General features: G+C 60.7%; 12 protein-coding genes. 3 read left to right on the plus strand and 9 right to left on the minus strand.

Features of this window, described 5'->3' with window-relative positions:
• The first annotated feature begins 78 nt into the window (after nt 1-78).
• Complete coding sequence (locus tag AC3I0A_RS21450) at nt 79-708, plus strand: flavin reductase family protein (protein ID WP_489374449.1); 630 nt, start codon at nt 79-81, stop codon at nt 706-708.
• Here AC3I0A_RS21450 and AC3I0A_RS21455 read toward each other — a convergent pair.
• Together AC3I0A_RS21455 and AC3I0A_RS21460 are read right to left on the minus strand one after the other, a co-directional pair.
• A complete protein-coding gene (locus tag AC3I0A_RS21455; RefSeq protein WP_489374451.1) occupies nt 701-973 on the minus strand; it encodes a hypothetical protein in 273 nt (90 codons plus the stop codon). The two genes, AC3I0A_RS21450 and AC3I0A_RS21455, sit on opposite strands and share 8 nt — an antisense overlap.
• A gap of 9 nt (nt 974-982) precedes the next feature.
• Nucleotides 983-1,348, minus strand: a complete 366-nt coding sequence (locus AC3I0A_RS21460) for a putative quinol monooxygenase (RefSeq protein ID WP_489374452.1) — start codon at nt 1,346-1,348, stop codon at nt 983-985.
• Between the two features lie 336 nt (nt 1,349-1,684).
• Here AC3I0A_RS21460 and AC3I0A_RS21465 point away from each other — a divergent pair, with 336 nt between their 5' ends.
• Entirely contained in the window at nt 1,685-2,614 is a 930-nt protein-coding gene (locus tag AC3I0A_RS21465) for an AraC family transcriptional regulator (protein WP_489374453.1), read from the plus strand.
• 140 nt (nt 2,615-2,754) lie between these two features.
• Here the strand turns inward: AC3I0A_RS21465 and AC3I0A_RS21470 are convergent, their stop codons facing one another.
• The 6 genes from AC3I0A_RS21470 to AC3I0A_RS21495 all read right to left on the minus strand — a co-directional run bounded on the left by AC3I0A_RS21470 (nt 2,755) and on the right by AC3I0A_RS21495 (nt 10,371).
• Nucleotides 2,755-3,810, minus strand: coding sequence for an ABC transporter ATP-binding protein (locus tag AC3I0A_RS21470; protein WP_489374455.1), 1,056 nt, complete (start codon nt 3,808-3,810; stop codon nt 2,755-2,757).
• A gap of 15 nt (nt 3,811-3,825) precedes the next feature.
• Entirely contained in the window at nt 3,826-4,674 is an 849-nt protein-coding gene (locus tag AC3I0A_RS21475) for an ABC transporter permease (protein WP_489374457.1), read from the minus strand.
• Nucleotides 4,671-5,579, minus strand: coding sequence for an ABC transporter permease (locus AC3I0A_RS21480; protein WP_489374459.1), 909 nt, complete (start codon nt 5,577-5,579; stop codon nt 4,671-4,673). Before AC3I0A_RS21480 ends, AC3I0A_RS21475 begins: the two co-directional genes overlap by 4 nt.
• Nucleotides 5,580-5,774: 195 nt before the next feature.
• On the minus strand, nt 5,775-6,878 hold the full coding sequence (locus AC3I0A_RS21485; RefSeq protein WP_489374461.1) for an ABC transporter substrate-binding protein: 1,104 nt from the start codon (nt 6,876-6,878) through the stop codon (nt 5,775-5,777).
• A 410-nt stretch (nt 6,879-7,288) separates the two neighbouring features.
• Nucleotides 7,289-8,737, minus strand: coding sequence for an aldehyde dehydrogenase family protein (locus tag AC3I0A_RS21490; RefSeq protein WP_489374462.1), 1,449 nt, complete (start codon nt 8,735-8,737; stop codon nt 7,289-7,291).
• Nucleotides 8,734-10,371: a 5-guanidino-2-oxopentanoate decarboxylase gene (locus tag AC3I0A_RS21495; protein ID WP_489374464.1), complete on the minus strand. Its 1,638-nt coding sequence runs from the start codon at nt 10,369-10,371 to the stop codon at nt 8,734-8,736. The genes AC3I0A_RS21490 and AC3I0A_RS21495 overlap by 4 nt, the downstream gene beginning before the upstream one ends.
• Nucleotides 10,372-10,530: 159 nt before the next feature.
• Between AC3I0A_RS21495 and AC3I0A_RS21500 the strand changes: the two genes are divergently transcribed.
• A complete protein-coding gene (locus AC3I0A_RS21500; protein WP_489374465.1) occupies nt 10,531-11,409 on the plus strand; it encodes a LysR substrate-binding domain-containing protein in 879 nt (292 codons plus the stop codon).
• 62 nt (nt 11,410-11,471) lie between these two features.
• Here the strand turns inward: AC3I0A_RS21500 and AC3I0A_RS21505 are convergent, their stop codons facing one another.
• Nucleotides 11,472-12,356, minus strand: coding sequence for an MBL fold metallo-hydrolase (locus tag AC3I0A_RS21505; protein ID WP_489374467.1), 885 nt, complete (start codon nt 12,354-12,356; stop codon nt 11,472-11,474).
• Nucleotides 12,357-12,410: the final 54 nt, after the last annotated feature.

Genomic DNA, 12,410 nt, shown 5'->3' on the forward strand with positions numbered 1-12,410 from the left:
CTCTCGACTGGAATTAACCCCCAACGCCCTGCACTATTGCCCTTTCCCCCTTCAACCTCACCTCAGGAACCCCGCGCCATGCCTGACGATATCCACTATTACGAACCCGCCCAGGGCCACGGCCTGCCCCATGACCCGTTCAATGCCATCGTCGGCCCGCGCCCAATCGGCTGGATTTCCTCACAGGATGCCGAAGGCCGCCTGAACCTGGCGCCCTACAGCTTTTTCAACGCGTTCAATTACATTCCGCCGATCATCGGGTTTTCCAGCGTCGGGCGTAAAGACAGCCTGAACAACATCGAACAGACTGGCGAATTTGCCTGGAACCTGGCGACCCGCCCGCTGGCGGAGCGGATGAACCAGAGTTGCGCCATGGTGCCACCGCAGGTCAACGAGTTCGAACTGGCCGGGCTCACGCCGGCGGCCTCGAAAATAATCGCGGTGCCACGGGTGGCCGAAAGCCCGGTGTCCTTCGAATGCAAGGTCACGCAGATCATTCAACTGCAACGCGCAGACAAAGAGCGGGTGCCCAGCTGGCTGATTCTCGGCGAAGTGGTCGCCGTGCATATCGCCAAGTGGCTGCTCAAGGATGGGGTCTACGATACCGCCGCGGCAGAGCCGATTCTGCGCGGCGGCGGGCCGGCGGATTATTTCCAGTTGGGGCCTGAGGCCTTGTTCAAGATGTTCCGCCCGGGAGTGGTCAAATAGTTTCCCAGGACAATTCGCCGTCTTCGGTCACATCGATCAACTGCTCGAGCTTTTGCGCGGCAGCCTGATCGGCATCGTGGGCGGTCTTGAATGTCTGGTCATCGAGCACTTTATGAAAACGCGGGGCACCTGAACCACCCAGGGCCTTGACGGCGATTGCGGCGCTGTAGCCACCCTCACCCGGTACAACAGCGGAAACTGCTTCGAACTGCGCAAACTCTTTACGTGCCATGTCGCGGATCCTGGCCAATTGAAAGTCGGCCATTCTAAACCTTCAACTGGCCAGCTGGTGCATCGCAGGCAGGTTGCGTTGCGCGTATTCGCCGTGGGCCTGAACCGCGGTGACGTCGCTGAAGGTGTGAAAGTCCAGACTGTTGACCACCAGTTCCTGCACCAGCTCGGCGAAGATATCCATGCTCGGGCTGCTGAAATAGGCGTTCATGGCCTGCTGGTTGACCCAGAAACCGGACACCAGCCACAACTGCGGGTCGCACAATGAACGCTGCAGGGCAAAGTGCAGGCAACCGGGTGCCTGACGGGTAGGTTCGATCAGGCTGCTCAAACGCGCGCCCAACTCAATCGAGCGTCCTGCACGGGCCCGAACGAAGGCCATATGACTAACGGGAATTTGCGTGGACATATTCGACTCTCCCAAGATGACTCAATCAGCAGCCTTGAGACGGGCTGCGACAGGATCAAAGATTAAGCGACCTGCACACAGGCCGTTAGTCGATTCCTGCCGGCTTATTGCACAATCCTGCGCCAGCACTCCGGCAGTGCAGGTCGGCGGGAAATCCACGGCACAACGCTGACAGTCGTGTTTCAAGCAACTTTCCCCACACCGAACCTGTTGTATCTATTCTGATTTTCAACCCCAGGCAGAATCAGGCAAGTTTTACGCAGGAATTGCCTACCACCCTGCCTTGCACAAATTTAAGCTGTGCCCATCCCCAAAGCCTCGCAGAGGATGCAACCGATGCCGTCGCTCGATCACACCCAAATCCCGCTGGATGCCGACCTGGAAAAGCAGCGCGTGGAGCTGAGCGCTATCATCCGGCGCAATACCAGTGAAGACGGCAGCTACACGACGGCCATCGGCTCGTTGTTCCTGGCGCGGCACAGCTGCTCCCACGAGTTCGCCCCGGTGCTCGCCCAACCGGCGTTGTGCATCATCGCCCAAGGGCGCAAGGAAGTGCGCCTGGCCGATGAATACTTCAACTATGATCCGCTCAATTATCTGGTGGTTTCGGTCTCGATGCCGCTGAGTGGACGGGTGGTCGATGCTTCGCCAGAGCAGCCGATCCTGGCCTTGCGCCTGGATATCGACCCGGCAGAAATCACCGCGTTGATCGCCGATGCCGGCCCCTTGGGTGTGCCTGCCCGGCCCACCGGGCGCGGCCTCTATGTGGAGCGACTCGACCAGCCGATGCTCGATGCGGTGCTGCGTTTGGCGAGGTTGCTCGACAGCCCGAAAGACATCGCCATGCTCGCGCCGCTGATTCGTCGGGAAATTCTTTATCGGCTATTGCGCAGTCATCAGGGCCATCGGCTGTATGAAATCGCCATCGCCAACAGCCAGAGCCATCGGATCAGCCAGGCGATCAAATGGCTCAACGGCAACTATGAGCAGCCATTGCGCATTGATGATCTGGCGCGGGAAGTGAATCTCAGCGTATCGACCCTGCATCATCGTTTCAAAGCGATGACCGCCATGAGTCCGCTGCAATATCAGAAGCAACTGCGCCTGCAAGAGGCGCGGCGCTTGATGCTGGCTGAAGGGCTGGATGCGTCGGCGGCGGGCTATCGGGTGGGCTATGAAAGCCCGTCGCAGTTCAGCCGTGAGTACAGCCGGTTGTTTGGCGCACCGCCGTTGCGGGATCTGGCGCGGTTGCGGTTGAGTGTCTGACCGGCCTTGTGTCGCCTGCCCCGACGCCTTCGCGGGCAAGCCCGCTCCCACAGGGGGATTTGTGGTGGACACCTCAGATCAAATGTGGGAGCGAGCTTGCTCGCGATGGGCTGCGCAGCAGCCCTATATACAACAATCGGCTAGGCCCCCAGCACCCGGCACGCCTCGGCCGGGATCGTCACAGACACCGGGTTGCCGATACTCAAGCCGAAGCCCTGGCACGGTGTACTCAATGCGGTAAACGTAACCCCGGAACACTCGACCGTGGTTTCGATCGTCGCGCCAATATCCCGAACGAAGGTCACCTTGCCGAGCAGGCGATTGCCCGCCGTCGCCTGGGGTTGCGAGAGTTGCAGATCCTCAGGACGCACCAGCATTTTGACCTTCTCGCCGACCACGATGCTGCTGCAAATCGGTACGTGAAGCGCATCGCCGCCCGGCAGGCTTATCTGCCCGTTGCCCAAGGCAGTCGCCGGGAAAATATTCCCTGAGCCGATAAAGTCGGCGACGAACTCGTTGGCCGGATGCCGATAGATTTCGATCGGCGTACCGACCTGCTGCACTCGATGCTCACCCAACACCACCACGATATCGGCCATGGTCATGGCTTCGCGCTGATCATGGGTAACCATGATGGTGGTGATATTCAAACGTTGCTGCAATTGGCGAATTTCCACCTGCATCGATTCGCGCAACTTGGCGTCCAGCGCCGACAGCGGCTCGTCGAGCAGCAGAATTTTCGGACGCGAGGCAATCGCCCGGGCAATCGCCACGCGCTGGCGTTGCCCGCCGGAGAGCTTCGATACCGGACGATCAATCATTTCCTGCAACTGAATCAGTTGCAGCAACTCCACCACCCGCGCCTGCTGATCGGCCTTGCTGACACCACGCAATTTCAGCGGATAGGCAATGTTCTCGCCAACCGTCATGTGCGGAAACAACGCCAGGGACTGAAAGACCATGCCGAAGTTGCGCAGGTGCGCCGGGGTATGACCGATGTCTTCACCGTCCAGACGAATCTCGCCGTCAGACAGGGTTTCCAGCCCGGCGATCATCCGCAGCAAGGTGGTTTTGCCGCAACCCGAAGGGCCGAGAAAACACACCAGTTTGCCCTCGGGCAAATGCAGATTGACGTCCTTTACCGCACATGCCGAGCCGTAATATTTCTCGACGTTTTCCAGAATTAAACCAGTCATGCTTCACCTCAAGAATCAGAACGAAACGCCACCTTCACCAACCAGCTTCTCCAGCGCCCAGATCAGGACGAAGTCGATAAGCACGATCAGCACGGCGAACGAGAAAACGGTCGGGTCGAGCGACGACACGGTGCGGCTGTACATCCAGATCGGCACGGTCATTACATCGATGGTGTAGAGGAAATAGGTCACGGTGAATTCGTTGAACGAGACGATGAAGGCCAGCAGCATCCCGGCGAGAATCCCCGACTTCATCAACGGCACCACCACGTCGACAATTGCCCGCAGCGGTGAAGCACCGAGCATTTGCGCGGCCTCTTCGACTTCGCTGCCGATGGAGAGCATCGCCGCCGTGCAGTTTTTCACCACGAACGGCAACGCCAGAATGACGTGGGCAATCACCAGCCGCGAGGTGTTCATCTGGAACGGCAGGCTGTCGAACACCAGCAGCAACGCCAGCCCCAATACCACCATCGGGAACACCAAGGGCAAAGACATAAGCTGCAGCGCCACGGCCTTGCCGCGGAATTCGCAGCGGGTCAGTGCATAGGCCGCCGGCACCGCGATAATGGTTGCAAACACCATGGTCAGGCACGCCACCATCAGGCTGGTGGTCATGGCTTGGCCCAAGCTCAGCACATCGCTTGAGTCGGGCGAAACGAAGGTATTCCAGGCGGCTTTGTACCATTGCAGGCTGTAGCTGCTGGGCGGGAAGTCCAGGTTCGACGCGCCGCTGAAGGACATGACGATCATCGTCAGGATCGGCAATACCGCCAGCAGCAGAATGAAGCCTGACAGGATCCCGGCGAACCGCCCGGTTTCACCAGGCAGCAGCGACTGGCGCTTCTTGATTAGCGTGCTCATTGCGAAGCCTCCAGCATGCGCCGACGACGGCCCGTGATGTATTCGGAGAAGGTCATGATGACCAGCGTGGTGACGATCAACACCACCCCGGCGGCGGATGCGGCCGGCCAGTTCATCAGCGGTGCGATCTGGTCATGGACCATCACCGCGAGCATCGGCACGCGCCGACCGCCGAGCAACAAAGGCACCACGAAGCTGCTGGCGTTGTAGGCAAAGACCAAGGTCGCACCGGTGATAATGCCCGGCAGACTCATTGGCAATACCACTTGGCGGAACACCTGCAAGCGGCTGGCGCCCAGGGTCGCGGCGGCCTCTTCGTAGGTGCGGGCGACGCCGCGCATGGCGCTGGCAATCGGCAGCACTGCCAAGGGGAACGCGGTCTGCACCAGTCCCATCAACACGCCGTTCTGGTTGTACAACATCATGATCGGGCGCTTGATCAGGCCCAGTCCCATCAATGCCTGATTGAGCATCCCGCCAGGCCCGAGAATCACCAGCCAGCCGTAGCTTTGCAGCAACAGGTTGACCAGCAACGGCAACAGCACCGCAGCGAGAAATATCCGACGTACAAAAGGTGAAGTCAGCCGCGACATGGTGTAAGCCACCGGAATCGCCAGCAGCACCGCGATCACCGCGCTGATCAGGGCCAGACGCAAGGTCAGCATCAGTGACTTCAGGTAATAGGGTTCCAGCAACTGGGCGTAGCTGGCCAGGCTGAAGCCGGACCATTCCGCGCCCTTGGTACCCACGCTCATGCGCAGTACCAAGAGGCTCGCGGCAATCAGTACGCCGAGAAACAGCATCGACGGCGTAAGGAAAAGCCAGGCACGTGTGGTCGGTGAGACACCCCGATTGGCGCGCGATGGTGCGGCACTTACCGGATGGGTCAGAGGTTGGTGTTCCATAGCAAGGGTCTCGTCAATGGAAAGCAGCTGAGCGTTCACAGTCTTTCCAGACAGATTGGCCCCCTGTGGGAGCGAGCTTGCTCGCGATGACTGCTTATCAGTCGACATCAATGTTGAATGACAGTCCGCTATCGCGAGCAAGCTCGCTCCCACAGGGGATCTTCAGTGGTTGAAGGGCCTGTGTTCGCCACTCGATCAGGAAGAAAAGATTTCCGTGTAACGACGAATCCACTGGTCATGCACCGTGGCCAGGAATGCGTTGTCGTGCATGATCGCTTTCTCGGAAATCTGCTCCGGAGTAAGGATGTACGGGCTCTTGCGCGCTTCGGCGGAGATGATGGCCTTGGCGTTGACCGGGCCGTTGTAGATATCTTCAGCCATCTTGCCCTGCACCAGCGGGTCCAGAGAATGGTTGATAAAGGCGTAGGCCAGTTCGGTATCGCCAGGACGATTTTTCGGCATTACCGAGAGCATCAGGTCGGTGTAGAAGCCTTCCTTCATGCCGAAGGTGGCGCCCAGACCATAGGCCGGATCACGAATCTGTTTAGGGAAAAACGCCGGGGCGTAAAGACCACCCATATCCAGCGAACCGGTGCGGAACAATTCGGCGATCTGGTTAGGGTTTTCACCCAGAGTCACCACACGGTCCTTGAGCTCTGCGAGTTTCTTGAAGCCCGGTTCGATGTTGTGTTCGTCACCACCGGCCAGTTTGGCGGCGATGATGATCAGGTCCATGGCCTCGGTCCAGTTCGGCGGCGGCAGGAAAATGCTTGGCGCCAGGTCCTTGTCCCACAGCGCAGCGTAGCTGTCTGGCGCTTCCTTCACGGTGCGGGTGCTGTAGACCAGACTGTTGCACCAGAGCAGATAACCGATACCGTGACCGTTGGCGCCGGTGCGGTATTTCTCCGGCACGTCGACCAGGTTGGGAATGCGGTTCAGATCGGGTTTTTCCAGCAGACCGGCGGCCGCCAGGCCTTCAGCGCCGACGCCGGCCAGGGTGATGATGTCGTATTGCGGGCGATCGCCACCGGCCTTGAGTTTGGCGACCATTTCCGAGGTGCTGCCGGTACGGTCGGCGATGACCTTGGCGCCGTACTTGGCTTCGAAGGTCGCGGCGATGTTGCGCAGTGCCGCAAGGCCGGTGTCATCGGACCAGGTCAGCAGGCGCAGGGTCTTGCCCTGAAAACGCGTGTCGCTGGCGTTGGCCCGGATAAACGGCATGCTCATGGCTGCCGCGGCAACCGAAGCAACTCCCACCGTCTTGATGAACTGTCTTCTGTTCAGATCATGCTCGCCCATTAAGGACTCCCTTTATTCTTTTAAGTATGAGGTTGGTCGCATCCAGCGCCCGGTGATCGATCTAGCTCTAATTCCCGCAGATCACGGGGTGTAGCTAAGTCGGCCGGTTCATCCTGAGGTCGCGCAGAACGCGCAACAATCGAAAATTTGTCATTGAAGCCATGTGCTCAGCGCATGCCTTATTTCGAGGCATGCGCGGACCAATTTGAAGCGGGTTTGACTTGATGCCAGTCAGGTATGCAAACCTATGCTCTGGCGATCAATTGTGGCGAGGGAGCTTGCTCCCGCTGGACTGCGCAGCAGTCCCAAAATCAGCCAACCGGTTCCTTCAGTAGGAACCCATGCGCAGGTTTACGACTGCTGCGCAGCCGAGCGGGAGCAAGCTCCCTCGCCACAGGTTATGCGGGCTGTCAGACAGCCCGGATCACATGTTTGATTTCCTGAAACGCCTGCATGCCCCATGGCCCCAGCTCGCGACCGATGCTGCTCTGCTTGTAGCCGCCCCAGGCTGTCTGCGGGAAGATCACTTGCGGTGCGTTGATCCACACCAGCCCGGCCTGCAAGGCGTTGGCGACCCGCTCGGCGGCCTCGCTATCGCGGCTGACCACGCTGGCCACCAGACCGAACTCGCTGTCATTGGCCAGGGCGATCGCCTCTTCCTCGCCAGCGAAACTGCGCACACAAATCACCGGACCGAAGATCTCTTCACACCACAGCGCACTGTCGAGGGGCACTTGGGTGAAGATCGTCGGCCGCAAAAAATATCCGCGGGGCAGATTTTCCGGCCGCTCACCGCCGCAAATCAGCTTGGCGCCAGCACTCAGCCCACGATCGATGTGGCCAAGTACCCGTTGGTACTGCGCCTGATTCACCAGCGCGCCCATCTCCACTTCCGGGTCGAACGGGTCGGACACACGAATGGATTCGGCACGCGCCTTGAGCCGCAGCAGGAACTCGTCCGCCAGTGTATCGGCGACCAGTACCCGACTGGTGGCCGAGCACATCTGCCCGGCGTTGAAGAATCCACCGCCACTGGCCAATTCCACCGCCAACTCGATATCGGCATCGGCGAGCACCAACAGCGAGGATTTGCCGCCCAGTTCCAGGCTCACACCCTTGACGGTTTCCGCCGCCCGTTGCATGACCTGAACCCCCACCGCATTGCTGCCGGTGAAAGAGATTTTCGCCACGCGAGGATCGGCCGCCAACGGTGCGCCGACCGCCAGGCCAGTACCGCAGACCAGGTTGAACACGCCGTCGGGCAAACCGCTCTCGGCAATGATCGCCGCCAGTTCCAGTTCCGGCAGCGGCGTGACTTCCGACGGTTTGAGGACCACGCAGCAGCCCGCGGCCAACGCCGGAGCGAGCTTCCAGGCGGTGGTGACCATCGGGAAGTTCCACGGCACGATCAAGCCCACCACACCGCAAGGCTCACGGCGCACACGGGCGGCGAAGTCTTCGCTCGGCAAGTCCACGGCGCGGTCCTGCTGAGCGTCCAGCGCTTCGGCCAGCCCGGCGTAATACTCGAAGGTGGCAATCACGTCATCAACATCGATGGCCGCTTCGAACAGCGGTTTGCCGTTGTTGCTCGACTGCAACTGCATCAGGCGTTCACGGCGCGCCTGCACGCCGCTGGCGATCTTGCGCAGCACTGCACCACGCTCAGAGCCGCGGGTTTTAGCCCACTGCGAAAACGCAGCGCTGGCGGCGTTCACTGCCTGATCGACCGCCTGCTCATCGCCACCGCTCACGGTGGCCAAGGGTTCTTCGGTGGCCGGGTTGATCACCTGCAAACGCTCGCTGCCGGCGCACCATTGGCCGTTGATATACAGGCCATTCAAGGTCGAAGAACTGCTCATGCCTGCACCGCCTTCATCCAGGTGGTCTGGTCGATTTCGATCAGGGTCGGACCTTGACGGTCACTGGCTACCCGCAACGCAGCGCGCAGTTCGTCGCCACCGTTGATGGCTTCGGCAGCGCAACCCAGAGCCTTGGCCACGCCGATGAAGTCCGGGGTGTAGATGTCCACGCCAACCGGCTCGATGGCGCGGTTGACCATATATTTCTTGATCTCTTCGTAGCCTTGGTTATTCCACAGCAGCACGATGACCGGCGTTTGCGCTTCCACCGCACAGGCCAGTTCCGACAAGGTGAATTGCAGCCCGCCGTCGCCGATCAGGCACACCACGGGTCTGCGCGTAATGCGCTCGGAACCACCACCGAGCCAGGCACCAATGGCTGCCGGCAAGGCATAACCGAGGGTGCCGTAACCGGTGGACGAGTTGAACCAGCGGCGCGGTTGCTCAGGGTTGAACGTCAGGTTGCCGGTGTACACCGGTTGGGTCGAATCTCCGACAAACACCGCTTCCGGCAGTTCGTCCAGAACGGTCTGAAGAAATAGCGTCTGCGCGCGGGTCGGCGCGTCCCAGGTGGTCTCGAGCTCGGCTCGCAACGTGGCTGCACGGGCATGGCCCCAGTCGGAGCGGCGCTCGGCCAGGGTGTGTCCGGCAAGTTCAGTCAGCAAGGCTTGCGCTGCCGTTTGCGCGTCGGACACCAGCGCTACTTGCGGCGGGTAGTTGCGCACGGTCTGGTCCGGATCGATGTCAACGCGCAGCAAGGCGCCGGGAATCTCGAAGCCACCGGCAAAGGTGATGTCGTAATCGGTCTCGGCCAATTCGGTGCCGATCGCCAGCACTACGTCGGCATCCGCCACCAGCGCGCGGGTTGCGACCAGCGATTGAGTCGAACCGATCAACAGCGGATGACGCGATGGCAGCATGCCCTTGGCATTGATGGTCAACGCCACCGGCGCGTCCAGCAGTTCGGCCAGCTTCGTGAGTTCTGCCGCCGCATCGATGGCACCGCCACCAGCGAGGATCAATGGACGCTTGGCAGTGCCCAGCAATTGGCTCATTTGCGCAATGGCTGAAGGCGCTGCACCGGCGCGGGTGATGCTCACCGGCAGACTGGCGAGCAAGTCATCGGCGTCTTCGACCAGCACGTCGAGCGGAATTTCTATATGCACCGGACGCGGACGGCCGGCCTGAAACAAAGCGAATGCCCGCGCCAGCACACCTGGCAGTTCGGCAGCGGACATCAGCGTATGGGAAAACGCCGCCACACCGCCCACCAGCGCGCTCTGGTTCGGCAGCTCATGCAGCTTGCCGCGCCCGCCGCCCAACTGGCTGCGCGACTGCACGCTGGAGATCACCAGCATCGGGATCGAATCGGCGTACGCCTGGCCCATGGCGGTGGTGATGTTGGTCATGCCAGGGCCGGTGATGATGAAGCACACACCCGGCTTGCCGCTGGTGCGGGCATAGCCGTCGGCCATGAAACCGGCGCCCTGTTCGTGGCGTGGCGTGACGTGGTTGATGCTCGAACGGGCCAACCCGCGATACAGCTCAACGGTGTGAACACCCGGAATACCGAACACCTGTTCGACGCCATAACCTTCGAGTAACTTGACCAATACTTCGCCGCACGTCGCCATTTCTGCTGTCCTTCTTATTTGCTGAAACTGCGCCCTGATGGCGTTTTTTCAGGCACGCGCCAGGGCACAAAGGTGACGCAATTGGACCCGTCGGCGTATAGCGGTGACAAACCAAAAATAGTCATACTAGGCATGTCCTCCACTCATGCCTGAGCACCCATGAAACGTCTTCCGCCCTTGCCCGCTCTGCATACCTTCATGATCACCGCCCAGTGCTGCAACTTCACGCGGGCGGCGGATCTGCTGCACATTACCCAGGGAGCGGTGAGCCGACAGATCGCCGGGCTGGAGAGCCATCTCGGTTATCCGTTGTTCCAGCGCCAGGCCCGAGGCCTGAGCCTGACCGCACAAGGACGTGAGTTGTATCCGCGCATTCAACAGGTCTTCAACCTGATCGACGAAGCCGTCGAACACGTCGGCGCCAAGCGCGAGGCCCTGCAACTCAAGGCGCCGACCTGCATGATGCGCTGGCTGCTGCCACGTCTGTTGCAGTGGCAAAAGAAACGCCCGGACGTGCCGGTGGAACTGACCACCACCGTGCAGCACGCCGTGGATTTTCGTCGCGAAGAGTTCGATGCGGCGGTGGTGTATGGCACGGCGCCGAGCAATGCGGCCTGCCATCACCTGTTCGATGAACAACTGACGCCGGTCTGCTCGGCGCAATTGCTCAACGGCGCGGCGCCACTCAAGACCCACGCCGATCTGGAACAGCACATGTTGCTGCACCCGACTCGCGACGAACGGGATTGGGAAGCCTGGCTCAAGGCCGCCGGGGCCCGCGTCAGCAACATCGGCAAAGGACAGCATTTCGATACGCTGGACCTGGCGATGTCCGTCGCCTCTCAAGGGACTGGGGTGGCGATCGGCGATTGGTCGTTGATCGGCGAAGACCTGAGCGCCGGACGGCTGGTCATGCCATTTGAACTGAAAGTACGTACCGGGCAGGCCTATTACCTGGTCTACCCGGAACGCCCGGAGCCGTCGGCGCAGTTGCGCGAATTGATGGAGTGGTTGGTGGAGCAGGCGCAGGAAAGGTGATCGCGCTTTAAGTGGGAACGATCACCTATTGTGGCGCGGGGGCAAGCCCCCTCGCCACAGACTCACCACTTCATTTCGCCTTTGGCGACTTTGGCGCTCAGCTCCAGGGAGCTTTCTTCGCCGAGGTCCGGGTATCGCTTTTTCATCGCCCCAATCAGCTCGGCCGAGTCTTTGGCCTTGGCGGTTTCTTCGTCGAAGGCGTTGATGTAGTCGGCGGTGAAGTGCACGGCGGCCACGGAGCGGGCGCTCTCACCCAGGTAATGACCCGGGATGATGGTCTTGGGGTTCAAGCCTTCGATGGTTTTCAGTGTGCCGAGCCAATCGGTGTGGGACTGCGCGGTCTGGGTATCGGCCATCCACACATGGATGTTTTCCGCTACCACGACACCGCCGACCACGGCCTTGATCGACGGAATCCAGACGAAGGTGCGATCCGGCTGCTTGCCGTCGAGGCCGATGATCTCGAGTTTCTGCCCTTCCAGGGTCAGGCTGTGACCCTGGAGCACTTGCGGAACTATGGTTTTCCTCGGTACGTCAGCGCCCATTTTCGGGCCCCAGAACGCCACCTTGCCATCAACGGTGGCCTTGATATGTTCAACGGTCGGCCCGGAGGCCAGCACCTTGGCGTTCGGGAAAGCCGCGGTCAGGGTGTCGAGGCCGAAGTAGTAATCCGGGTCGCCGTGGCTGATGTAGATGGTGGTCAGTTGCTTGCCGCTGGCGCGGATCTTTTCCACCACGTGCTCGGCCTGGGATTTGCCGAACTGCGCGTCCACCAGAATGGCTTCTTTCTTGCCGCTGACCAGCACCGAGGTCACCGGAAAAATCGCCGCCGTGCCTGGGTTGTAAACGTCCAGGGTCAGCACCGGCTCGGCCGCCGCTGCATGGGCGACGAAGCCCAGGGTCGCGGTGGCCAGCAAAAGGCGCTTGAGTGAGGAAAATCCGATCATGTGCTGCTCCTGAGATCTGTTCGCCGTGAGTGACGATGGACAGAGCTTAGTTGC

Source organism: Pseudomonas sp. KH_024_B2 (genome assembly GCF_057839965.1).

Bases quoted from the DNA above. Each gene is read 5' to 3' on its own strand.
- AC3I0A_RS21490 (WP_489374462.1), bottom strand. From the start codon at position 8,737: ATGAGCAGTTCTTCGACCTTGAATGGCCTGTATATCAACGGCCAATGG.
- AC3I0A_RS21505 (WP_489374467.1), bottom strand. From the start codon at position 12,356: ATGATCGGATTTTCCTCACTCAAGCGCCTTTTGCTGGCCACCGCGACC.
- AC3I0A_RS21485 (WP_489374461.1), bottom strand. From the start codon at position 6,878: ATGGGCGAGCATGATCTGAACAGAAGACAGTTCATCAAGACGGTGGGA.
- AC3I0A_RS21470 (WP_489374455.1), bottom strand. From the start codon at position 3,810: ATGACTGGTTTAATTCTGGAAAACGTCGAGAAATATTACGGCTCGGCA.
- AC3I0A_RS21465 (WP_489374453.1), top strand. From the start codon at position 1,685: ATGCCGTCGCTCGATCACACCCAAATCCCGCTGGATGCCGACCTGGAA.
- AC3I0A_RS21460 (WP_489374452.1), bottom strand. From the start codon at position 1,348: ATGTCCACGCAAATTCCCGTTAGTCATATGGCCTTCGTTCGGGCCCGT.
- AC3I0A_RS21450 (WP_489374449.1), top strand. From the start codon at position 79: ATGCCTGACGATATCCACTATTACGAACCCGCCCAGGGCCACGGCCTG.
- AC3I0A_RS21500 (WP_489374465.1), top strand. From the start codon at position 10,531: ATGAAACGTCTTCCGCCCTTGCCCGCTCTGCATACCTTCATGATCACC.
- AC3I0A_RS21475 (WP_489374457.1), bottom strand. From the start codon at position 4,674: ATGAGCACGCTAATCAAGAAGCGCCAGTCGCTGCTGCCTGGTGAAACC.
- AC3I0A_RS21480 (WP_489374459.1), bottom strand. From the start codon at position 5,579: ATGGAACACCAACCTCTGACCCATCCGGTAAGTGCCGCACCATCGCGC.
- AC3I0A_RS21455 (WP_489374451.1), bottom strand. From the start codon at position 973: ATGGCCGACTTTCAATTGGCCAGGATCCGCGACATGGCACGTAAAGAG.
- AC3I0A_RS21495 (WP_489374464.1), bottom strand. From the start codon at position 10,371: ATGGCGACGTGCGGCGAAGTATTGGTCAAGTTACTCGAAGGTTATGGC.